20 protein-coding genes are annotated in these 21,363 nt (G+C 66.2%); 13 read left to right on the top strand and 7 right to left on the bottom strand.

Features of this window, described 5'->3' with window-relative positions:
• The first annotated feature begins 40 nt into the window (after positions 1-40).
• Positions 41-625 (top strand): tyrosine phosphatase family protein, encoded by a 585-nt coding sequence (locus DSD28_RS07300; RefSeq protein ID WP_119255719.1) that lies wholly within the window; start codon positions 41-43, stop codon positions 623-625.
• Between the two features lie 37 nt (positions 626-662).
• Here the strand turns inward: DSD28_RS07300 and DSD28_RS07295 are convergent, their stop codons facing one another.
• Positions 663-1,172, bottom strand: coding sequence for an NUDIX hydrolase (locus DSD28_RS07295; protein ID WP_119255718.1), 510 nt, complete (start codon positions 1,170-1,172; stop codon positions 663-665).
• 156 nt (positions 1,173-1,328) lie between these two features.
• On the opposite strand from DSD28_RS07295, the gene DSD28_RS07290 reads away from it, so the two are divergent.
• From DSD28_RS07290 to DSD28_RS07255, 8 genes are all read left to right on the top strand, one after another.
• A complete protein-coding gene (locus DSD28_RS07290; protein ID WP_119255717.1) occupies positions 1,329-2,609 on the top strand; it encodes an ArgE/DapE family deacylase in 1,281 nt (426 codons plus the stop codon).
• 38 nt (positions 2,610-2,647) lie between these two features.
• Positions 2,648-4,030 (top strand): PLP-dependent aminotransferase family protein, encoded by a 1,383-nt coding sequence (locus DSD28_RS07285; protein ID WP_119255716.1) that lies wholly within the window; start codon positions 2,648-2,650, stop codon positions 4,028-4,030.
• Between the two features lie 81 nt (positions 4,031-4,111).
• Entirely contained in the window at positions 4,112-4,873 is a 762-nt protein-coding gene (gene eutA / locus DSD28_RS07280; RefSeq protein WP_119255715.1) for an ectoine utilization protein EutA, read from the top strand.
• Between the two features lie 26 nt (positions 4,874-4,899).
• Positions 4,900-6,078, top strand: coding sequence for a M24 family metallopeptidase (locus DSD28_RS07275; protein WP_119255714.1), 1,179 nt, complete (start codon positions 4,900-4,902; stop codon positions 6,076-6,078).
• Positions 6,065-7,261 carry a M20 metallopeptidase family protein gene (locus tag DSD28_RS07270; RefSeq protein WP_119255713.1) on the top strand — a complete coding sequence of 399 codons (1,197 nt, stop codon included), beginning with the start codon at positions 6,065-6,067 and terminating at the stop codon, positions 7,259-7,261. Before DSD28_RS07275 ends, DSD28_RS07270 begins: the two co-directional genes overlap by 14 nt.
• A gap of 112 nt (positions 7,262-7,373) precedes the next feature.
• Positions 7,374-7,862 (top strand): Lrp/AsnC family transcriptional regulator, encoded by a 489-nt coding sequence (locus DSD28_RS07265; protein ID WP_119255939.1) that lies wholly within the window; start codon positions 7,374-7,376, stop codon positions 7,860-7,862.
• A 139-nt stretch (positions 7,863-8,001) separates the two neighbouring features.
• Positions 8,002-9,213, top strand: a complete 1,212-nt coding sequence (locus tag DSD28_RS07260; protein ID WP_119255712.1) for a diaminopropionate ammonia-lyase — start codon at positions 8,002-8,004, stop codon at positions 9,211-9,213.
• Entirely contained in the window at positions 9,210-10,430 is a 1,221-nt protein-coding gene (locus DSD28_RS07255; protein WP_119255711.1) for a Zn-dependent hydrolase, read from the top strand. Before DSD28_RS07260 ends, DSD28_RS07255 begins: the two co-directional genes overlap by 4 nt.
• A gap of 15 nt (positions 10,431-10,445) precedes the next feature.
• On the opposite strand, the gene DSD28_RS07250 is transcribed toward DSD28_RS07255, so the two are convergent.
• From DSD28_RS07250 to DSD28_RS07240, 3 genes are read right to left on the bottom strand one after another with little or no spacing between them, the layout of a single operon-like run.
• A complete protein-coding gene (locus tag DSD28_RS07250) occupies positions 10,446-11,990 on the bottom strand; it encodes a DHA2 family efflux MFS transporter permease subunit (protein ID WP_119255710.1) in 1,545 nt (514 codons plus the stop codon).
• On the bottom strand, positions 11,983-13,206 hold the full coding sequence (locus DSD28_RS07245) for an HlyD family secretion protein (protein ID WP_119255709.1): 1,224 nt from the start codon (positions 13,204-13,206) through the stop codon (positions 11,983-11,985). The genes DSD28_RS07250 and DSD28_RS07245 overlap by 8 nt, the downstream gene beginning before the upstream one ends.
• Positions 13,199-13,657, bottom strand: coding sequence for a MarR family winged helix-turn-helix transcriptional regulator (locus tag DSD28_RS07240; RefSeq protein ID WP_119255708.1), 459 nt, complete (start codon positions 13,655-13,657; stop codon positions 13,199-13,201). The genes DSD28_RS07245 and DSD28_RS07240 overlap by 8 nt, the downstream gene beginning before the upstream one ends.
• Before the next feature lie 339 nt (positions 13,658-13,996).
• Here DSD28_RS07240 and DSD28_RS07235 point away from each other — a divergent pair, with 339 nt between their 5' ends.
• The 4 genes from DSD28_RS07235 to DSD28_RS07220 all read left to right on the top strand — a co-directional run bounded on the left by DSD28_RS07235 (position 13,997) and on the right by DSD28_RS07220 (position 18,435).
• Complete coding sequence (locus DSD28_RS07235; protein ID WP_119255707.1) at positions 13,997-15,310, top strand: MFS transporter; 1,314 nt, start codon at positions 13,997-13,999, stop codon at positions 15,308-15,310.
• 23 nt (positions 15,311-15,333) lie between these two features.
• Positions 15,334-15,912 (top strand): TIGR00730 family Rossman fold protein, encoded by a 579-nt coding sequence (locus tag DSD28_RS07230; RefSeq protein WP_119255706.1) that lies wholly within the window; start codon positions 15,334-15,336, stop codon positions 15,910-15,912.
• Positions 15,913-16,006: 94 nt separating this feature from the next.
• A complete protein-coding gene (locus DSD28_RS07225) occupies positions 16,007-16,381 on the top strand; it encodes a GFA family protein (RefSeq protein ID WP_119255705.1) in 375 nt (124 codons plus the stop codon).
• Between the two features lie 86 nt (positions 16,382-16,467).
• Positions 16,468-18,435 carry a protein-L-isoaspartate(D-aspartate) O-methyltransferase gene (locus tag DSD28_RS07220; RefSeq protein WP_119255704.1) on the top strand — a complete coding sequence of 656 codons (1,968 nt, stop codon included), beginning with the start codon at positions 16,468-16,470 and terminating at the stop codon, positions 18,433-18,435.
• Positions 18,436-18,507: 72 nt separating this feature from the next.
• Here the strand turns inward: DSD28_RS07220 and DSD28_RS07215 are convergent, their stop codons facing one another.
• From DSD28_RS07215 to oiaX, 3 genes are all read right to left on the bottom strand, one after another.
• Positions 18,508-18,708 (bottom strand): hypothetical protein, encoded by a 201-nt coding sequence (locus DSD28_RS07215; RefSeq protein WP_119255703.1) that lies wholly within the window; start codon positions 18,706-18,708, stop codon positions 18,508-18,510.
• 74 nt (positions 18,709-18,782) lie between these two features.
• Complete coding sequence (locus DSD28_RS07210) at positions 18,783-20,078, bottom strand: four-carbon acid sugar kinase family protein (protein ID WP_119255702.1); 1,296 nt, start codon at positions 20,076-20,078, stop codon at positions 18,783-18,785.
• A gap of 3 nt (positions 20,079-20,081) precedes the next feature.
• Positions 20,082-21,338 carry a 3-oxo-isoapionate-4-phosphate decarboxylase OiaX gene (oiaX, locus tag DSD28_RS07205; RefSeq protein WP_119255701.1) on the bottom strand — a complete coding sequence of 419 codons (1,257 nt, stop codon included), beginning with the start codon at positions 21,336-21,338 and terminating at the stop codon, positions 20,082-20,084.
• Between the last annotated feature and the right edge of the window lie 25 nt (positions 21,339-21,363).

The raw sequence follows: 21,363 nt of genomic DNA, 5'->3' as shown, positions 1-21,363 counted from the left end.
TGACACCAATCATTTGCATCGAAGACTGAAAGGACAGACCATGGATGTGATCTTTACCCCGGAACTGACGATTTGCGGCATAGAGGAGCTGCCGGCGCAGCGCGAGCGCAAGGTGACCCATGTCCTGTCCCTGCTCGACCCGGAGCTTCCCGAGATCGAGACCTTCGCGACCTATGGCCAGCACCACCGCACGACGCTGCGCTTCCACGACATCATCGTCGCCGCGCCGGACCGGGTGATGCCGCGTCCCGACCATGTCGAGGCCATCCTGAAATTCGGCTCGGACTTCCAGGCCCAGCAGAACGCGCAGGCGTCGAGCCACCTGCTCGTGCATTGCCATATGGGCGTTTCCCGCTCGACTGCCGCCATGCTGACCCTGATGGCGCAGGCCAACCCGGATGAAACGGCCGAGAACCTTTTCACCCGCCTCGTCACGATCCGGCCGCAGGCCTGGCCGAACTCGCAGATGATCGGCTTTGCCGACGAGCAGCTCGGCCGCAAGGGCGAGTTGACGGCCGCGCTCGGCCGTCACTACGGCCGGCAGATCCGCAATCAGCCGCAATATGGCGAGTGGATGAAGACCCTCGGCCGCCACGCCGAACTGCAAATGGCCGTCCTCGACTGACGGACCGGAATTCCGGCGGCATAAAGCCGCCGGAGCTTCAACGGGGGACGAATTCGACCAGCATGGACTTGAGCTCGATCTCGCGGACGCGCCGGGCGGCTTCGTCCGGGCTGACCCAGGCGAGGATGCGCTCGCCCTTTTCCTTGAACTTTTCCGTGACGCTCGTGACCTCGATCTGGAAGACGTCGACGATGCAGGGCGCGACATCGCCGTCGTCGAGCAGCTTCAGGTAGGTATAGCTGCCGACCGGCTTCTTGCGGACGGTTCCCTTGACGCCGGCCTCCTGCAGCGCCTCGATGGCCGCCGCTTCATAGGGTTTCCTGCCCTTCATCGGCCAGCCTTTGGGAATGATCCACCGCCCGCTGTCGCGCGACGTCACGACAAGGATCTCGATCCCTTCGCCCGTCGACGCGGGGCGAAAGCAAAGGGCGGCATATTGCTGGCGGAAGGCACCCGAGAACAGCTTCTCGGGCGAAGCCGCGAGCTTCTGCAGGAGCGTCTTCGGCTTGCGCTCCCTCGTTTTCTTTTCCTTCTTGCCTGTCTTCACGGGTCTCTATCGCCGACGCTTTCAATCCGCCTCTGAATGATGGAGTTCGCCGCCCGTGTCAAAGCGGAAGTCGGGCTTCCGGACGATCCAGCTTGAAATGAGCGAGACAGCGGTTACGCTGCCCCGCACCGCATTCAACTTCGGACCCGGCCCGCCATGACATCTGCAAATTGCCGTATTCTCAATGCCGTAGACCAGTCTTTTGAGAGTGAGGTCCGGTTTCTGGAAAAGCTGGTCGCTTTCCGTTCCCTCCGCAACGAGGAGGCCGAGGCGCAGGATTTCGTTCAGGCGGCATTGCAGAAGCGCGGCTTTGCGGTGGAGCGCCTGCGCACCGATGCCTCGAAGATCGGGCGGCACCCGGCATTCTCGCCGGCGACCGTCGACTATGCGGAAAGCTGGAATGTCGTCGGCCTGAAGCCGGCAGGCGGCAAGGGCGGCCGGTCGCTCGCCTTCAATTCCCATGTCGACATCGTTCCGGCGGGAAGCAGCCACCGCTGGGCTTCCGCCCCCTTCCAGCCGGTCCGCAAGGGCGACTGGCTTTACGGGCGCGGCGCCGGCGACATGAAGGCCGGCCTCGTCGCCTCCATCTTCGCGCTCGACGCCATCGCAGCGGCCGGCCTTTCCCTGCGGGGTGATATCCAAGTCCAGTCCGTCGTGGAGGAGGAGATCACCGGCAACGGCGCCGCGACGCTCTTCGAACGCGGCTTCGTCGCCGACGCCGTCATCAGCCCCGAACCGACGGACGAACAGCTCGTGCGGGCCAATGCCGGCGTCATCAAGTTTCGGCTGGAAACCAAGGGCCGTCCCGCCCATCCCCGCGAGCCGGAATCCGGCCAGAGCGCCATCGATCTCATGATCCGCCTGATCGGCCACCTCCGGGCGCTGGAGCGCAAATGGATCGACGAGCGGCAGGACAGGCGCTGGTTCAGCGAGCTCGCCAACCCCGTGGCATTGACCATCGGCACGATCAGCGGCGGCGACTGGATCGCCTCCATTCCCAGCGATTGCGTTGCGGAGGGCCGCATCGGTTTCTACCCAGGCGAGGATCCGCAGGCGCGTGCGGTGGAATTCGAAGCCTTCCTCGCGCGCATTCAGACGGAAGATCCGGCCTTTGCAGGCGAGGGTCTGGTCGACCTCACCTGGGTCGGCGTGATGCATGCAGACTACGAGCTTGCCGAGGGAACGCCGGCCGAAGCCAGCCTTCGCGCCGCCCACGCCCTGACGCATGCGGGAGGCGAGCTACCCTCCTATGTCATGGCCTGCTATCTCGACGCTGCCGTCTTCTCCGTGCACGGCAACATCCCAGCGCTCGTCTATGGCCCGGTGGCCGAAAACATCCACGGCATCGACGAGCGAGTCAGCCTTTCTTCGCTGAAGCGCGTCACCAAGACGCTCGCCCTCTTTGCGGCGGACTGGTGCGGCATAGCGGAAAGCTGAGCCATTGAAATTGTCATGCATTTGCGCCAGAAAAATGCATGACAAAATGGCAACCCGATCCCGCCCTCCTGCGGCGTCCCGTCTACATTTCCCTCGCCGACCAGTTCACGGCCGCGATCAAGAGCGGCCGGCTTGCGGCGGGCGGCAAGCTGCCGGCCCATCGCGACCTTGCCTATGACCTGAAGGTCTCCATCCAGACGGTCAGCAAGGCCTATGACATCCTGGCCCGCCGGGGCCTCGTGTCCGGCGAGGTGGGGCGCGGCACCTATGTGAAGCCGGGCGGCCCGGCGCTGCAGCCGCCCTATATCGCCGAGCGGCTAGCGAATGTCATCGACCTCTCCATCGTGACGCCCGTCTGCACCGCCATGCAGCTCGACCGGATGAAGGCAGCGCTGCGCCGGCTCGGCGACACGATCCCGCCGGCCGCCGTGCTGTCCTTCCGGCCCAACACCATCTTCGCCCGCCACAACGAGGCGGCCGTCTCCTGGCTTTCCGGCCTTGGCTTGGAGGCAGCGCCGCAGAACGTGCTGCTGACGAACGGCGCATCCTCCGCCTTCACCGTCGCGCTCATGTCTGCGGCCGGCCCGGGCGCGATCCTCGCGGCGGAAGAGATCTGCTATCACGTCATCCGCCCCCTCGCCGACTATCTCGGCATCAGGGTGCGGGCAATCGCCGCCGACGCGGATGGAATGCTGCCGGAGGCGCTGGAGGAGGCCTGCCTTCGCGAGGAGGTGCGGGTGGCGACGCTCCAGCCGAACCTTGCCAATCCCACCGCCGTTGTGATGTCAGAAAACCGGCGGCGGGCAATAGCCGAGGTCGCGCGGAGGCATGACGTGACGATCATCGAGACCGATGTCTTCGGTCCGCTTCTGTCCGACCGACCGCAGCCGCTCGCGGCCCTCGCGCCGGAACGCACGATCTACATCACCGGCTTCACCAAGGTTGCCGTGCCGGGCCTGAGGATCGGCTATGTGGCCGCGCCCGATCATTTCGCCGCGACGATCGCCAACCGGCAACTGATGGCGAACTGGATGGCGACGCCAATCATGGCCGAGATCGCCACGCTATGGCTTGGCGACGGCACCATGGACGCCCTGGTCGGCTGGCAGCGCGAGACGCTGCGTGCCCGCCATCGCATCGTGGCGGAATCCCTCGGCAAGGCATCCTGCCGCGCGCATCCCGAGGGCCTGCATGTCTGGTTGCCCCTTCCACCCGATCACGACGAGCTCGCCTTCGTCTCCCAGGCGCGGGCGCGCGGCGTCGCCGTCGCCCCGAGCACACCCTTCTGCCTCTCCGGCCTTCCCGCCGGCGCCGTCCGGCTTTCGGTCGGCGCGACGGAAGCGGAGGAGTTGCGCGCGGGCCTCGATATCCTTGCCTCGCTCCTGCGCGCGGCGCCCGACCGGAGCATTCTCTCGATCTGATAAATTGACACGTGTCTTTTTCGAAGATTGACGCGGTTCTTTCTGCGCGGCTCAATACAGGTCGAGAGCTGCGGAGCGCGCATGATCGAGGAAATTCAGCCACGGCCGGCACTGGACGATCGCCCTGCACCCAGGCGCATCGGCCTGATCGCACTTGCGACCGACCACACCGTCGAGGCGGATTTCCGGCGTCTCGTCGCGAGCGATGCCGTCGCGGTCCATGTGGCCCGCGTCCACTACGCCAACCCGACCACGCCGGAAAACCTGCGCGCGATGCATCCGCACCTTGCCGCCGCTGCCGAGCTTATCCTGCCCGGCGAGGCGCTCGACGCCATCGTCTACGGCTGTACTTCCGCCTCGGTCGTCATCGGCGAGGATGCGGTGGCCGCGACCCTCGAAGCGGGCAAGCCGGAAACGCCGGTCATCACGCCCGCCGGCGCCGCCGTCCGGGCGCTTCGCACCCTGCGGGCACGGCGCATCGCTATCCTGACGCCTTATGTCCGGCGCACGGCAGAGCCGATGCAGGCGTTCTTCGCCGCGAAGGGCTTTGACGTCGACCGCCTTGTCTGCCTCGGCATGGAGGACGACCGCGAGATGGCGCGCCTGCCGCTCGAGGAGATCGTGCGGCTGGCCGTCGAGACGATCACGCCCGGCGCCGAGGCGCTGTTCCTCGCCTGCACGGCCCTCCGTGCCGCGCAATGTGCGCCCGAGATCGAACGGCGAACCGGCCTGCCGGTCGTCACCAGCAACCTTGCGGCCGCCTGGGCCAGCCTCCGCCAATGCGGGATAGCGCCCGACCCGGCGGCGGCCTGCCGCCTGCTCACCCTTGCCGATACCCGATAACCGCCACCCGACAGGATGCATCCATCATGATCGAACTTCCCTTCGCGCTTTCCGAATACAAGGCCCGCCTCCAGGCCATCCGTGCGGAGATGGCGCGCCGCAATCTCGACCTGCTGGTCGTCAACGACGTCGCCAACCAGCACTACATCACCGGCTATGACGGCTGGTCTTTCTACACGCCGCAGGTCGTGCTCGTTCCCCTCGCGGACGAGGAGCCCGTCTGGATCGGCCGCGCCATGGATGCGGCCGGCGGCCTTCTGACCGCATGGATGAAGCCGGAAAACGTCGTCGGCTTCCCGGAGGACCATGTCCAGCGCGCCGACCGCCACCCGATGGACTGGATCGCCGGCTGGATTGCCCGCAAGGGCTGGGATCGCGGCAATATCGGCATCGAGCTGGAGGCCTATTATTACTCGCCGAAGGCGCATGCGCGCCTTACCGCCGGCCTGCCCAACGCAACCTTCCACGATGCGGACCTCTTGGTGAACTGGATCCGCAGCGTCAAGTCCGCCGCCGAGATCGATTATCTGCGCAAGGCCTCGCGCCTTGCCGAAGCCGCCGTGACCGCCGCCTATGACGTCATCGCGCCCGGCGTGCGCGAATGCGATGCCATCGCGCGGATCCAGGCCGCGCAAGTTGCCGGCTCACCCGATTTCGCCGGGGACATCACCGCCCTTCCCCCGACCATCCTTGCCGGCGAGAACGCATCGGCCCCCCATGTCATGTGGAGCGACCGGCGCTTCGGCGAGAACGAGACGGTCGCGCTGGAGCTTGCCGGCGTCGTCCGCCGCTATACGGCCGGCCTTGCCCGCACCATGCAGCTCGGCCGGATGCCGACCAAGGTCGGCGACACCGGCAAGGCGGTACTCGAAGGCATGGAGGCCGTGCTCGCCGCCATCAAGCCGGGCATCACGGCCGAGGAGGTCGAGGCCGCCTGGCGGCAGGTCATCCAGCGCTACGGCCTGAAAAAGGAATCGCGCATCGGCTATTCCATCGGCGTCGCCTATCCGCCGGACTGGGGCGAGCACACGATCAGCCTGCGCCCGGGCGACAGGACCATCCTCAAGCCCGGCAACGTGCTGCACTCCATCCTCGGCATGTGGATGGACGGCTGGGGGATCGAGGTCAGCGAGACGATCCTCGTGACCGAACGCGGCTGCGAGACGCTGACCAACTTCCCGCGGGACATCCATGTCAAGGCCTGACCCCGACACCGCCGCGATGGAGCCGTCGCTGGAACGCGGGATGATCGACATCCGGCGCCACCTCCATCGCAATCCGGAACTGTCGAACGAGGAGCGCGAGACGCAGGCCTATCTGAAGCAGGCGCTCGAGGCGGCGGGGCTGGAGAATGTCCGGCCCGTCGCGGGCTTCGGCCTTGCCGTGGATATCGCCGGAACGGCCGGGCCTTCGAACCGCAAGGTGGTGATCCGGGCCGATATCGATGCGCTGCCGATCACCGAGGCATCGGGCGTGCCCTTCGCCTCCGGGCGACCGGGCGTGATGCATGCCTGCGGGCACGACGCGCATGCTGCGATGGGCTACGCCGCCGCGGTCCTGCTCGACCGGCAGAGATCGTCGTTCAGCGGCACGGTGCGCCTGATCTTCCAGCCCGCCGAGGAAGCCGAGCCGCTCGGCGGCCGGCGGGTGATCGAGGAGGGGCTTCTCGATGACGTGGACGCCGCAATCGGCATCCATGTCGATCCCTATACGCCCGCCGGACAGATCGCTGTCGGCGCCGGTCCCTACACGCTCGCCTGCGATATCTTCGACGTCGTCGTTACCGGCAATTCCGCCCATGCCGCCAAGCCCTCCGACGGAGTGGATGCGATCGCGGTCGCCTGTTCCATGGTGACGGAATTGCAGAAGATCGTTTCGCGCGAGATCGATCCCTACGACCCGCTGGTGGTTTCCGTCACCGGCATAGAGGGCGGCGGCGCTTATAACGTGATCGCCCCCGAAGTGCGCCTGAAGGGCACGATCCGCAGCGGCCACGAGGAGACACGACAGAAGGCCTGGCGCCGGCTGCGGCAGATCCTCGAAGGCGTCGCCGCCACCCATGATGCAAGCGTCGCGGTGACAATCCAGCGCGGCGAGCCGCCGGTCGTCAACGCGCCCGAAATGGTCGCCATCGTCCAGCAGGCGGGAGCCGAGGTCGTCGGGCGGGACAACGTGCTCAACGCGCCCGGCTGGACCGCGGCGGACGACTTCGCCTTCTACAGCGAGAAATGCCCGTCGGTCTATTTCCGCCTCGGCATCCGCAACGAGGTGATGGAGGCAATCTATCCGCTGCATCACCCGAAGTTCCGCGTGGATGAAACCGCCCTTCCCAAGGGTGCGATGACCCTGTCTGCGGCTGCACTCAGGTTCCTCCGGCAACTGGAATAGCCTCGCGCGCAGGATGACTTGCAGCGGCAGATGAAATAATGCTCGGCACCATGTGAAAGCTGCGCCGGAAATCCGGCGCAGCCACGCAATTTCGTTGCGAAAGGCGCTGAAGATGAGCGAGAAGCCGACACGCGGTTCCGCCGAGCTCGACCGGCTGGACCTGAAGATCCTCGACATCCTGCAGCGGGACAACAAGACGCCGCAGCGAACCATCGCAGAGATGATCCACCTCTCCGCGCCGGCCGTCCAGCGCCGCATCCGGCGCATGGAGGAGATCGGGGTCATCAGGGCCAATGTCGCGCTCGTCGATCCGGCGAGGGTCGACCGGTCGATCACGCTTTTCGTCGAAGTGGAGATGGAAAGCGAGCGCGCAGAGCTTTACGACGCCGCCAAACGCTCCTTCGCCGCCGCGCCGGAGGTGCAGCAATGCTATTATGTGACGGGAGAGGCGGATTTCATCCTGATCGTCATCGTGCGCGCGATGTCGGATTACGAGGCGCTGACGCGAAGGCTCTTTTTCGGCAACAACAATGTGAAACGCTTCCGGACGTTCGTTTCCATGGAGCGCGTCAAGGTGGGATTGAGCATTCCGCTGGAGTGACGTTCCTGCGTGGCGCGGAACAAAAGTCAGCCCGCCCCGGCCTGAACGAAACAGAAATGCATCGAAGGTCGCAAAACACAGCGCCTTTCTCTCCTCCGTTGAAATATCCTTCATCCGATATCTGCCCGAGGAGACACCGATGCCCACCTTGCCCTATTTGACGAACACCCTGCCCGGTTATCGGCAACCGCTGGACGCACGCGACGCCGAAACGCTGGGCATCGCGGCGGCCGGGCGGGTGGCGCAGGTCCTCGCCCTTCGCGAGAACAACGATGCGACGCCGCTCCACACGCTGCCCGGCCTTGCCGCCGAACTCGGCATCGGGGCCCTATATGTCAAGGACGAGGGCTTTCGCCTCGGCCTCGGCTCCTTCAAGGCACTGGGCGGCGCCTATGCGCTGATGATCCTGGTGAAGGAGGAGGCCGAGCGCCACCTTGGCCGCCCCGTCCCCATCGCTGAACTCATGTCGGACGAGGTCCGCGCCATCGCCGCGACCATGACCTTTGCCTGCGCGACCGATGGCAATCACGGCCGGTCGGTTGCACAGGGCGCGGCGCTGATGGGCGCCCGCGCGGTGATCTTCGTCCATTCCGGCGTCAGCGATGCCCGCATCGAGGCCATCGCCCGCTTCGGTGCGAAAATGGTGCGCGTCGACGGGAATTACGACGTCTCCGTTGCCGAAGCCGCGCGCGTGGCAACCGAAGAGGGCTGGACGATCCTCTCCGACACCTCATGGCCCGGCTATGAATACGCTCCCGGCCTCGTGTCGCAGGGCTATACCGCATTGGTTCGCGAAGCCCTCGCCTCGCTTGCCGAACCCCCGACCCATGTCTTTCTCCAGGCCGGCGTCGGCGGCTTTGCCGCTGCGGTCAGCGGGCATATGGCGATGGCGCTCGGCGATAATCGTCCGCATGTCACGGTGGTCGATCCGGCGCGCGCCGCCAGCATTTATGAGAGCGCCCGCGCGGGCCATGTGGTCAAGGTGGAAGAGGGAGAGCCGACCATCATGGCGATGCTGGAATGCTATGAGCCGTCGCTGGTCGCCTTCCGTGTCCTCGAGCGGGTCGCGGATGGCTTCATGACGGTCGAGGAGGATGTCGCGCCGGAGGCGATGCGCCGCCTCGCCAATCCCGTCGGCGAGGACCCCGCCATCGTTGCCGGCGAAAGCGGAAGTGCCGGGCTGGCGGGTCTTCTGACGGCGCTTCGCGACCCCGCGCTTGCCGCCCGGATCGGTCTCGACAGCAAGGCGCGCGTGCTCATCGTCAACACGGAAGGCGCGACCGACCCAGCCCTCTACGAGAGGATCGTCGGCCGCAGCCCCGAAGCCGTCCGCAACGGAGGCGCTGCATGATCGCCGCCATCGACGCCGCCCGTCTGACTGCCCGCCTGAAGGCGCTTGGCGATACGGGGCGGGACGAGGCCGGCCGGCTCTGCCGCCTTGCCGCGACCGATGCCGACCGGGTGGGACGGGATCTTCTGTGCGCGTGGCTCGGGGAAGCCGGCCTCCGCATCGAAATCGACCGCATCGGCAACATTCATGGCCTGTGGGAGCCGGAGGGCGCCTCCGGCGACCCGGTCGTCATGGGCTCCCATATCGATACGGTGATCGACGCGGGTATCTATGACGGCTGCTACGGCGTTCTTTCGGGCCTTGCCGTGATCGAGGCGATGCAGCAGGCAGGTTTTCGCCCCTCGCGGCCTCTTGCCGTCGTCGCCTATACCAACGAGGAAGGCGTGCGCTATGCGCCCGACATGATGGGCAGCCTGGTCGCGGCCGGAGGGCTCGGCGCGGACGATGCGCTCGCCACCATCGGCAGCGACGGCACGACGCTCGGGGTGGAGCTGGCGCGCATCGGCTATGCCGGGACGCGCGAACCGGGCTTCCTCAGGCCGCATGCCTATATCGAACTCCATATAGAGCAGGGACCAATCCTCGAGGCGGAAGGAGCTCCGATCGGGGCGGTCGAGAACCTGCAGGGCATTTCCTGGCAGAGGATCACCATCGGCGGCATGGCCAACCACGCTGGCACGACGCCCATGGCGATGCGCCGCGACGCCGGCGTTGCCGCCGGCCGCACGCTCGCCTTCCTCGACCGGCTTGCCCGCGAAACGCCGGGTGCGGTCGCGACGGTCGGTACGATCCGCTTCGAGCCCAATGCGATCAACGTCATTCCCTCGGCAGCGATCTTCACGGTCGATCTGCGCAATCCCGATGAAGAAAGGCTCAAGGGACAGGAAACCGCGCTCGATGCCTTTCTGAAGAAACTGCAGGGCGAAGGCTTCGAGATATCGACGGAGCGTCTGGCGCGCTTCCAGCCCGTTGCCTTCGCGCCGGAAATCGTGACGGCTATCGAGGCATCGGCGGCGGGACGCCAGCTGAGCTGCCGGCGCATGACATCGGGCGCGGGGCATGATGCGCAGATGATCGCCCGCATCGCCCCTTCGGCGATGATCTTTGTACCGTCGAAGGGCGGCATCAGCCACAATCCGGCCGAACATACCGACGAGGCCGATCTCGTCGCCGGCGCCAACGTGCTCCTCGACGTCGCTACGAAGCTCAGCCGGTGACGGGCCGCTGCCCGGCTAGTCCACCACCGCGCTGTGATCGAGCGCCGGGGCCGCTTGCGGCTTCTTGAGCAGCAGGACGAGCGGCATGACGGCAAGCGAGAGCAGCATCAGCAGCTTGAAATCGTCCATATAGGCGATGATCGTTGCCTGCAGGGTGATGGTGCTGTCGAGCGCGGCGCGCCCGGCCTCCGTCAGCGGGTTGAGATGCTGCTGCACGGCCGGATTGTTGAAGGCGTGGTTGAACGGCGTCACATAGGCGGCGATGCTTTCGTGATTGCTCTGCACGCTCTCGGTGATCAGCGCCGTCACCAGCGAGATGCCGACGGACGAGCCGATGTTTCGCGAAAGGTTGTAGAGGCCCGTACCGTCTCCGCGCATCTCCGGCGGCAGGGTCGAGAAGGCCATGGTCGTCAGCGGCACGAAGAGGAAGCCGAGGCCGGCGCCCTGCACGAAGCCGACGGAAACGATGGTCCATTGCGAGACGTCCGGCGTCCAGGCGGTCATGTCGTACATCGCCCAGGCCGTCAGCCCGAGGCCGGCGGAAAGCAGGATTCGCGTATCCACCTTGCCGATCAGTCGCCCGATCAGGAACATGCACAGCATGGTGCCGAGGCCGCGCGGCCCCATGACGATGCCGGCGGTGATGACCGGATAGCCCATCAGCGTCTGGAGATAGGGCGTCATCAGCGCCAGCGACGCCAGATAGGTGATGCCGATCACGAAGATGAAGATCATGCTGACGGCGAAGTTCTGGTCGAGGAAAAGCCGCGGATTGACGAAGGATTTCTCGGACGTCAGCGTATGCACGACGAGAAGATAGAAGGCCGCCGCGCAGATGATGGCCTCGACGAGGATTTCGCCGGAGGAGAACCAGTCGAGCTGCTCGCCACGGTCGAGGAAGAGCTGTAGCGCGCCGATGAAGAGACTCATCATGCCGAAGCCGAACCAGTCGAGCTTGGCAAGCGCGTCCCGCAGGGTCTCGTTCACGAAGATGACGATGCCGGCAAAGGCGAGCGCGCCGATCGGCACGTTGATGTAGAACACCCAGCGCCAGCTGATATTGTCGGTGAGCCAGCCGCCGATGACCGGCCCGAGCACAGGCCCGACCATCACCGAGACGCCGAAGAGCGCCATGGCCGAGCCGCGTTCCTCGACCGTGTAGATATCGAGCAGGATGCCCTGCGACAGCGGCACCAACGCCGCGCCGAACAGGCCCTGCAACAGGCGGAAGGCGACGATCTGGTTGAGCGACTGCGCAAGGCCGCAGAGGACCGAGGCGAAGACGAAGCCGGCAATGGCCGTCAGCAGTACCCGCTTGCGGCCGAACTTGGCCGCAAGGAAGCCCGAGGGCGGCGTCATGATGGCGGCCGCCACGATATAGGAGGTCAGCACCCAGTTGATCTGGTCGGCCGACGCCGACACGCTGCCCTGGATGAAGGGCAGCGCGACATTGGCGATGGTCGTGTCCAGCGCCTGCATGATGACGGCGAGGATGACGCAGGCCGTGATCGCGCCGCGATTGGCCACGATGACGGTCGGTGCGTCCGTGGAACTAGCCATGTTTCTTGCCGCTGATGCTGTCCAGCATGCCCTGGATGGAATCCGGCAGGCCGCGGGCGTGGCCAGTGTCGATATCGACGACGGTGCTCATGCCCACGCGCAGCGGCGGCTTGCCTTCGGCATCCTCGATGCTCACGCGCATGGGAATGCGCTGCACGACCTTGACCCAGTTGCCGGAGGTGTTCTGCGCCGGCAGGAGCGAGAAGGACGAGCCGGAGGCCGGGCTGATGCTCTCGACCTTGCCCTTCCAGGAAACGCCCGGATAGGTGTCGACATAGATCGTGGCCTCCTGGCCGGGCTTCACATAGGTCAGCTCGGTCTCCTTGGGATTGGCCGCGATCCACAGGCGGTTGGTCGAGACCAGCGAGAACGCCTGCTGCGAGGCCTGAAGGTAGGAGCCGACCTGTAGCGCGTTGACATTGGTGACGACGCCGTCGAAGGGCGCACGCACGACGGTATGGTCGAGTTCGCGCTGGGCGTTGTCCACGCTGGATTTCGCCTGGAGATAGAGCGGATATTCCTCGGCCGGCCGGTCGGCGTCGCCGCCGAGCTGGGCGAGCGTGACGGCGGCCTCGGCCTTGCTCACGGAAACCTTCTGGCGCGCGGTGTCGAGATTGTGCTTGGCTTCGTCATAGGCCGAGCGGCTGGCGCTTCCGCCGTTCAGCAGGCTCTGCTGGCGGTCGAACTGCGCCTGGAAATAGGGCAGGTCCGCTTCCGCCTGCGTGATCTCCGCCAGCGACTGGCGGTAGCTCGCCTTGAGGTTCTCGATCTGGTTCCGCTGGACGCCGAGCTGCGCCTTGGCGCCTTCGAGCGTGATGCGGAAGGCATCGGGCCGCAGGGTGAAGAGCGGCTGGCCGGCCTTCACCGCCTCGTTCTCATGTACGTCGATGCGCTCGACGATGCCCGAGACGTCGGTCGCGATGCCCACCATGTCCGCCTGGATATAGGCATTGTCGGTCGCCATGACCTGCCCGCCGGTGACGTAATAATAGCCGCCTACTACGAGGGCGACCGGGAGCAGGGCGAAGAGGACCGGCCGGGTGAGCGAGCGCCGGCGGCGCGGCAGCTCGGGTGCGGGCACTGCCTCGGCAGTCGCGCCGGAAACGGGGGACGGCGCTTCGGCGACCGTACCTTGCGCCTCCAGGGTCTCGCCTCTGTCGGCGGCATTTTCGGCATCGGCGTCGGTGATGACGCGGAAGGTGGGCTTGTCAGTCATGCTCTTGCTCTTTTTCGCCAGTCGGCGCCTCGCAGGCCAGGACGAGGTTCGCCTTTATTTCGGAAAGCACAGTGAATGTTTCGTCGAGCCGCTCCGGCGCGATGCCGAGCAGCGCCTCGGCGCGCGTCGCATCGGCCAGTTCGTGGATTTCGGCCAGCAGCGGACGCACCTCGTCGCGCAGGTAGAGGAGCCAGATGCGCCGGTCGGAGGGATGGCGCCGGCGCTCGATCAATCCGCGCTCGGCAAGCTTGTCGAGAACGCGCACCAGCGCGATCGGCTCGATTTCCAGAAGCTCCGCCAATCCGCCCTGATGAATGCCCTCGTTCTTCGACAGATAGGCGAGCGTGCGCCACTGCGATCGCGTCAGGCCGAGGCTTTGCGCCCGCTGTTCGAATCGCTTGCGCACGAGGCGCGCGATGTCGGCCAGCAGAGCGAGGGAATGGGCACTCATAGAGGAAGCTACTATTAGGGGGCTAATGATAGAGATGCATACCATGCGGATAGGGCGAAGACAACGCCTCCCTGCGGGATTTCGCCGGTCCTCACCAAAGAATGATCGCGGCTGCCCGCGCCGGGGCGTCATTCAGCAATTCAATGAAAGGCATCGGGAGATTTAATTTCGGAAACCGGATGCGCGCGCCTATAAACAGGCGGCCGGATATCGAACCGGCCTCCCCTTCCGTCCCGTCGCCACCCGCAGGGACGTCGTCACGCCGAACACATCGATACGGACATGCCGTACCCGCCCTCCGCGCCGGCGGGCGCTTGGCCGCAGTGCAGGAAGCCGAACATGCCGCGATCCGAGACCACCGCTCTTGCCGAGGATGCCACCAGCGCGGCGCTGGAATTGCCGATGCCCCGTGCCGTGCCCGCCGGTCTCCTCGGCCGGGTCGCCTCTTCGCTCATCCTTTATCCCCGCTATCGGCTGCTGTGGGTTTCCAACCTCTTCTTCTTTGCCGGCGTTTGGACGCAGACCCTCGTGCTCGGCTGGCTGGTCTTCGAGATGACGGGCTCGGAATTCTCCGTCGCCATCTTCACCGCGGCGCGGCTTTCGCCGCTGATGCTCGGGCCCCTTGCCGGCGTGATCTCCGACCGCTTCAACCGGCCGCGGCTGCTGCTCGTTGCGTCGGGCTGGGCGTTCTGCGTCCTGACCGTCGTCGCCCTTCTCGTGGCGCTGGACAGCATATCCTTTGCCGGCCTCGTTGCGGCGGGGTTCTGCATCGGCCTTGCACAATCCCCCTCGCAGCCGGCGCGCTTCACGCTCGTCAGCGAGCTTGTCGGGCGAAGGAGCCTCAGCAATGCCAATGCGCTCAACTCCATCGTCCTGAGCATGACGCAGGTGATCGGCCCGGCGCTTGGCGGCGCGATGATCGCCGCCTTCGGGGCGGCTGCGGCGCTGGCGATCTCGGCGCTCTGGTATCTCGTTGCCTTCCTCGCGCTCTGGCCGCTCCGGCAGGTGAAGAACAGCCATGAGGCCATCGGTCCCCAGAAACTCCGGATTCTGCTTTCGGCCGGTTTCAGCACGGTCCTCTCGAACCGCCTTCTCGGTTCCGTGCTGCTCGTCACCTTTGCCGCCAACATCCTGCTCTGGCCGATCTATCAGGGTTTCATGCCCGTCATCGCCAAGGAGCATCTGGGGCTTTCGCCGAGCGGCCTCGGCTGGCTGCTGGCCTGCGCCGGGATGGGTGGCCTCGCCGGTTCGGTGATCGTCGCGGCGCTCGGCGACTTCCGCTTCAAGGGCGGCCTCTTCGTGCTGGGCACGGCGATCTGGGGCGCGCTCTGGGCAGTCTTCGCCCTCTGTTCCTCCGTGCCCCTTTCCTTCGCGCTAATGGTTCTCATCGGCCTTGTCGCGGCGCCCTTCGGCATCCTGCAGACGACGCTGATGCTGATGATGACGGAGCCGCATGTGCAGGGCCGCGTCATGGGCATCCAGGAATTGACCATTGGCGTCATGCCGCTTGCCAGCATCATGCTCGGCGCGGCGGCCGAGCTCATCGGTATCACCCATGTGGCGTTGATCAGCGGAACGCTGCTCGCAACCTTCCTCGCCTTTCTGGCGCTTCGCGTTCCCGCGCTGTTGCGCTACAGCGGGCACGGGGATTGAACGCCGAACGAAAGGAACAGGCCATGACGAAGACGCTCGGCACGATTGCCGTATTCTGCGGATCGAACACCGGCGAAGGCGACGCCTATGTGGACGGCGCAAGGGCGCTCGGCACGGCGCTCGCGGAAGCCGGCATCGCCCTCGTCTATGGCGGCACGACCAAGGGGCTGATGACCGTCGTGGCGGACGCCGTCCTTGCCGGCGGCGGCACGGTCCATGGCGTCATCACCGAGAGCCTCCATGCACGCGGGCACTCCCATCCCGACCTCACCCGCCACGAGATCGTGCCGACCCTCGGCATCCGCAAGGCGCGCATGATCGAGCTGGCCGACGCCTTCGTCGTGCTGCCGGGCGGGATCGGAACGGTCGAGGAACTGATGGTCGTTTGGTCCATGAACCAGCTCGGCGAAATGGACAAACCCGCCGGCCTCCTGAACGTGGCGGGCTTCTTCTCGCCCTTCCTCGCCTTTCTCGACAGGATGGTCGAGACGAAGTTCCTGCCTGCCGCGCACCGCGGAAGCATCGCCGTCGACAGCGATCCGGCAAGCCTCATCGAAAAACTGCGCGCGCATGAACGGACGAACGCGCCCAAGTGGCTCTGACGAGCCCTCGCCAACCCTTCGGAAGATCGATAGCCTGGAACCACTGGGCGGCACGCCCGTTCTCACAAGCGCGACAAGGCCGAAGGGAGATCGCATGACGACGCTATCGGGACAATGCCTTTGCGGGCAGGTGCGGCTTTCCGTGCGGGGAGAACCGCTGCGCGTCGGCATCTGCCACTGCACAGACTGCCGGCAGGAGAGCGGATCCGCCTTCACCTTCTACGGTATCTGGCCGGCCAGCCAGTTCGAGTATTCCGGCGATGCCGCCAACTTCCAGGGCCGCTGCTATTGCCCGCATTGCGGCGGCCGGCTGTTTTCGCTCGACGAGCGGGAGGCCGAAGTCAAGCTCGGTACCCTGCCCGAGGCACCGACGCCTTTCACGCCGAGCTACGAGCTCTGGGTCAAGCGCCGCGAGCCCTGGCTCCGGTCCATCGAGGGCGCCGCGCAATACGAGGAAGACCGGGTCTGAGCCTTCGTAAGGGAAGGAAAAGCGGAACAATGCCCCGTCCCGGCCGGTTGATCGAACAGACGCCAACCAGCCAAAGGGAGGCTTCCATGTTCGATCACGACTATGCCCGGCACCAGATGGTGGAGCGGCATCTCGCGCGCCGCGGCATCGCGGATGCGCGGGTGCTGAAGGCGATGGAAGCCGTGCCGCGGGAGGCTTTCGTCGAGCAGGGTTTCGAGGAGTTCGCCTATGAGGATTCCCCGCTGCCGATCGCCGAGGGCCAGACCATTTCCCAGCCCTATATCGTCGCCCGCATGGCGGAGGCGGCGGAAATCGAAGCGACGGACAATGTGCTCGAAGTGGGAGCCGGCTCCGGCTATGCGGCCGCCGTCCTCAGCCATCTGGCGCGACAGGTCTCCGCCATCGAGCGCCATGCAGCCCTTGCGGAAAAAGCCTCGCAGCGGCTGGCGGCGCTCGACCGTCGCAACGTCGCGGTGCGTACCGGCGACGGCACGAAAGGCTGGCCGGAAAAGGCACCCTTCGATGCCATTCTGGTTTCCGCCGGCGGGCCTTCAGCGCCGATGGCCCTGAAGGAACAACTGGAAATCGGCGGCCGCCTCATCATCCCCATCGGGCAACAGGAGCGTTCGCAGCGGCTCGTTCGCATCACCCGGCTCGCGGCCGGCCGCTATGAGGAAGAGGATCTCGGTGCGGTCTTCTTCGTTCCGCTGATCGGGGAAGCGGGCTGGCGCGAGCATTCGCAGCCGGCAACCGCCCATTTGCGGCAGCACCTGCCAGACCTGATCGCGGAAGCCGGCGAGGACCTGCCGTCCCCCGACGATCCCGCCTTCGCCGATCTCTTCGAACGCTTCGCCGACCGGCGCGTCGTCCTTCTTGGCGAAGCAAGCCATGGCACGTCCGAATTCTACCGCGCCCGCGCCGCGATCACCCGGCGCCTCGTCGAGCGGCACGGCTTCACCATCGTCGCGGTGGAGGCCGACTGGCCGGATGCGGCGGTGGTCGACCGTTTCGTCCGCGGGCGGCAGAAGGCGGGCGAAGCGCCGCCCTTCCAGCGCTTTCCGACGTGGATGTGGCGCAACCGCGAGGTGGATGCCTTCATCCGCCGGCTGCGATCCCACAACGCGGCCACGACGGGCAGGCAGGCCGGTTTCTACGGCCTCGACATCTATAATATGCGCGGCTCCATCGCTGCGGTCCTCGCTTATCTGGATGCCACGGACCCGCAGGCGGCGGCAATCGCGCGCGAGCGCTACGGCTGTCTGACACCCTGGCAGAACGCGCCTGACACCTATGGCCGGGCGGTGCTCACCGCCGGCTATCATACCTGCGAGAAAGCGGTCGTGCAGCAATGTCGCGAGCTGCTTCGGCAGGCGCTCGATGCGATGACGCGGGAGCCCGACGCTCTCTTCGACGCCGCGCAGAACGCCCGCCTCGTCGCCTCGGCCGAAAAATACTACCGCATCATGTATTACGGCGGGGCGGACGCCTGGAACCTTCGCGATCGCCACATGTTCGAAACGCTGGAACGGCTTCTCGACCGCGCGGGGCCGGATGGCAAGGCCGTGGTCTGGGCGCACAATTCCCATATCGGCGACGCGCGCCGCACCGACATGGGCAAGGTTCGCGGGGAGCTCAATATCGGCCAGCTATGCCGCGAGAAATACGGCGATGCGGCGGCGCTGATCGGCTTCGGCATGAATACGGGGACAGTCGCCGCGGCGAGCGACTGGGATGGTGACATGGAAATCAACGCCGTTCGTCCCTCCCACGAAGAGAGCGTCGAGAGATGTTTCCATCTCTCCGGCCGGCCACGGCTGCTTCTCGATTTCGCCCGCCATCCCGGCGTCTCGGAGGCGCTCTGCGCCGAGAGGCTCGAACGCTTCATCGGGGTGATCTACCGGCCCGAAACCGAACTGCTCAGCCACTATGCGAAGGTGGAACTCGCGCGGCAGTTCGATGCCTATGTCTGGTTCGAGGAGACCCGTGCCGTCACTCCGCTTGCCATGGAGGCTAAGAGCGGACGGATGCCGGATACCTTCCCCTTCGGGCTATGAGCCACCCCACGACAGGACGACAAAAAGCCCCGGCGGAGCTTCATCCGCCGGGGCGCAGCAAATTTGGGGGGCCTATTCGTCGCTGTCACGGACCTTGGACGCCTCTTCCTTGTCGGTCCGGCCGGCGGGAATGGAGGTCGTCGTCGCGGAGACGGGGTCGGAGCCGGGGAACGTCTCCTTCAGGCCCTCGTCGAGATCGTCTTTTTTCGTGCGGCGCTTGCGCTGCTCCTGCTTGAGGGATTCGACTGCGGGGGAAGAATGATGGCTGTTCAAGACATGTCTCCTTCTGTTCGGCATGGAACAGACGAGAGGCCGGTTTTGTTCCCGCCTGCGCGGGCGCCGGGCGGCTACGCCCTGCCAGCCCGGATCATCGAGAAGTAGTCGTCTCCGCCGACCTGCCCGCCCTTGAGCGCCAGTTGCAGCCCGTCGCTCGCGCCGCCGTGCACGGTGCAGAGAGGCGAACCCGGCGTCTGGGGCAGCGGCATCTTCAGGGTCAGCGCGGAAATGCCCATTTCCCCGAGCGCGTGGCTGGACGTATCGCCGCCCGCCACCACGGCGCGGGAAAGACCTGCCCGGGCGACAAGCTCCGACTGGATGCGCCCGAGCGCCCGGCCAAGCCGGTGGCGGGCGCCGGAACCGAGTTCCCCGCCCCGATCCGCCGCCGAGCCGAGCGCGGTATAGAGCACGACGCTGCGTCCCGTCTCAAGGACCCGCAGGCCCACTTCGACCGCTTCGGCGATGGCCGTCTCCGCGGCATCGCCTGACAGCGCCAACGGATCGACGGCAATGCCCTCGAAACCGTTCGCAAGGGCATGGCGGATCTGGCGTTCGGTGGTGGGCGAGACGCTGCCGGAGACCACCGCGATCCGGTCGACGGGCCCTGCCGCCGGAAAGTCCGGCTTTTCGCCGACCAGCCCGGCCTCGCGCCATGTGGAAATGAGGGCATACTCCACGCCCGAGGAGCCGCAGACGAACCGGTTGCCGGCGCGCAGCCGCTCCCACAGCATCTTGCCGGCCGCCGCCTGCGTCGCATGGTCCAGCACGTCGAGAAGGAGGATGTCGGCCGCCTCGGGCGCGGGATCGGCGAGGAGGGCCACATTGTCGATATGCGCGGTCGTCAGCGCGGTCTGGCGGGCGAGATGGAGAAGCAGGTTGGCCTCGTCCATGGGCGTGACGGGATGGCGGGACATGACCGGGTGGCGGTCGATGCGATAGTTGCGGCCCTGATAGGCGGCGAAGAGCTCGCCGAAAGCCGTATAGCGCCTGATCTGCGGCGCGCCGACGATGAGCGGCACGGTCGTCGTCTCGAAAACCTGCCGGCCGATCTCGATCGCCCGGCCGATATTGCCGACATGCGGCGCGGAATCGAAGGTCGAGCAGACCTTGTAGTGGCAGAGCTCGGCATCAAGCGTCTTCAGCCAGCCGAAGGCCTCGCGCAGATGGATACCCATCCAGTCCGGCGTCTCGCTGCGGCTCGTGCCGGCAAGGCCGAAAGCGCGGGCGCCGGCAAAGCGGGACAGGAGAGTGGCATCCGGCACCTTGAGGAACAGCACGGTGTCGACCCCGTTCGAGGCAAGCGCCTCCATGACGTCGGTCGAACCGGTGAAATCGTCGCCGTAATAGCTGATCAATGGCCGCGTCATGGTTCAGGCCCCCTTGCCGCCGGAAAACTTCTCGATGGACTGGGCAAGCTCGGAATGCTCGCGGGCATAGGCCTCCAGCGGGATGCCGGCGACCGCGGCCTCCCAGGCCTGCCTCACCGCCTTCACCCCGGCGCCCGGCCCGCCCGGATGGCTGACGATGCCGCCGCCGCACAGATAGAGCAGGTCCGTCGAGCCGCCCGTCGCGGCAATCGTATCCGGCGCCTGTCCGCCCCACTGGCCGGAGCCGATGACCGGCAGGGCGATGTCCTTCTCGGAAAACAGCGGGGCCGTCACCGCCTTGTAGGAGCGCACGAAGCTCTCGTCCGGCTCCCAGTATTTCACGCGGATGCCGTTGATCTGGAACTGGTCGATGCCGAGCAGGCGCCAGAACTGCTGCCAGACGGAGAACTCGAAGCCGAGCCCGGCATGACGCGTGAGAATGTCCCAGCCGTTGCGGTGCGCGTGCAGCACCAGCCCCGATCGCTTGCGCAGGAAGGCAAGGCCGCCGAAGCCGACGGAATTGATATTGACCACGGCGCAATTGCCGCCGGCCTGCAGCACCATGTCGTGGTTGCGCATCATCTCGTCCGGGTCGGCATGGCTGATGCCGAAGGCATACATCACCTTCTTGCCGGTCTTCTGCTCGTGGTCGAGGATCCTCGGCATGATCGCGGCGACGCGTTCCTCAAGCGGCGAATAGGCCGGGCTCATCAGCTTCTCGTCGTCCTTGATGAAGTCGACGCCGGCCTCGATGAGTTCGCCCACCATCTCGGCCGTCTCATGCGGGCGAAGGCCCAGCGCCGGCTTGACGATGGTGCCGATGATCGGCCGGTCCTTCACGCCCGTCAGTGCGAAGCTGCCCGGAATGCCGAATTGCGGGCCGGGATGGGCGGCGGCGAATTCCCGCGGCAGCGTCATGTCGACGATGCGGATGCCCGTCATGCCCTTGATCGAGAAGACGCCGCCGATCGCGATGGTCATCAGCGCGGCCAGGTCGGTCCCGACGGCATCCATCGGGAAGTCGATATCGACATCGGCGCGGTTGAACGGCCCGGCGCCGCCGCCTTCATCGGGGAAGGACGCGCGGTCGGCCGGCGGCAGGGGGCGGATGGCGACGACACGGGCCGCCACCCGCGCCTTCAGCTCCTCCGTCTCGCCCGGCAGGGCCACGAACGTGCCGGTCGACTGGTCGCTGGCAATCTTCATCGCCATGGCTTCCACCGAGCCGGGCGTCTCTATCCGATAGGTCAGGCGGATCACGTCTTCTCCTCCGCGGCGCACGGCA

Source organism: Shinella zoogloeoides (genome assembly GCF_003574625.1).
GTDB classification, from domain to species: Bacteria; Pseudomonadota; Alphaproteobacteria; order Rhizobiales; family Rhizobiaceae; genus Shinella; species Shinella zoogloeoides_A.
The sequence above is the reverse complement of the archived record's forward strand: the minus strand, read 5'-3'. Positions and strand labels throughout refer to the sequence as shown.

Coding starts and splice junctions, on each gene's coding strand:
- DSD28_RS07300 (WP_119255719.1), top strand. CDS start 41: ATGGATGTGATCTTTACCCCGGAACTGACGATTTGCGGCATAGAGGAG.
- DSD28_RS07290 (WP_119255717.1), top strand. CDS start 1,329: ATGACATCTGCAAATTGCCGTATTCTCAATGCCGTAGACCAGTCTTTT.
- DSD28_RS07285 (WP_119255716.1), top strand. CDS start 2,648: ATGACAAAATGGCAACCCGATCCCGCCCTCCTGCGGCGTCCCGTCTAC.
- eutA (WP_119255715.1), top strand. CDS start 4,112: ATGATCGAGGAAATTCAGCCACGGCCGGCACTGGACGATCGCCCTGCA.
- DSD28_RS07275 (WP_119255714.1), top strand. CDS start 4,900: ATGATCGAACTTCCCTTCGCGCTTTCCGAATACAAGGCCCGCCTCCAG.
- DSD28_RS07270 (WP_119255713.1), top strand. CDS start 6,065: ATGTCAAGGCCTGACCCCGACACCGCCGCGATGGAGCCGTCGCTGGAA.
- DSD28_RS07265 (WP_119255939.1), top strand. CDS start 7,374: ATGAGCGAGAAGCCGACACGCGGTTCCGCCGAGCTCGACCGGCTGGAC.
- DSD28_RS07260 (WP_119255712.1), top strand. CDS start 8,002: ATGCCCACCTTGCCCTATTTGACGAACACCCTGCCCGGTTATCGGCAA.
- DSD28_RS07255 (WP_119255711.1), top strand. CDS start 9,210: ATGATCGCCGCCATCGACGCCGCCCGTCTGACTGCCCGCCTGAAGGCG.
- DSD28_RS07250 (WP_119255710.1), bottom strand. CDS start 11,990: ATGGCTAGTTCCACGGACGCACCGACCGTCATCGTGGCCAATCGCGGC.
- DSD28_RS07245 (WP_119255709.1), bottom strand. CDS start 13,206: ATGACTGACAAGCCCACCTTCCGCGTCATCACCGACGCCGATGCCGAA.
- DSD28_RS07240 (WP_119255708.1), bottom strand. CDS start 13,657: ATGAGTGCCCATTCCCTCGCTCTGCTGGCCGACATCGCGCGCCTCGTG.
- DSD28_RS07235 (WP_119255707.1), top strand. CDS start 13,997: ATGCCGCGATCCGAGACCACCGCTCTTGCCGAGGATGCCACCAGCGCG.
- DSD28_RS07230 (WP_119255706.1), top strand. CDS start 15,334: ATGACGAAGACGCTCGGCACGATTGCCGTATTCTGCGGATCGAACACC.
- DSD28_RS07225 (WP_119255705.1), top strand. CDS start 16,007: ATGACGACGCTATCGGGACAATGCCTTTGCGGGCAGGTGCGGCTTTCC.
- DSD28_RS07220 (WP_119255704.1), top strand. CDS start 16,468: ATGTTCGATCACGACTATGCCCGGCACCAGATGGTGGAGCGGCATCTC.
- DSD28_RS07210 (WP_119255702.1), bottom strand. CDS start 20,078: ATGACGCGGCCATTGATCAGCTATTACGGCGACGATTTCACCGGTTCG.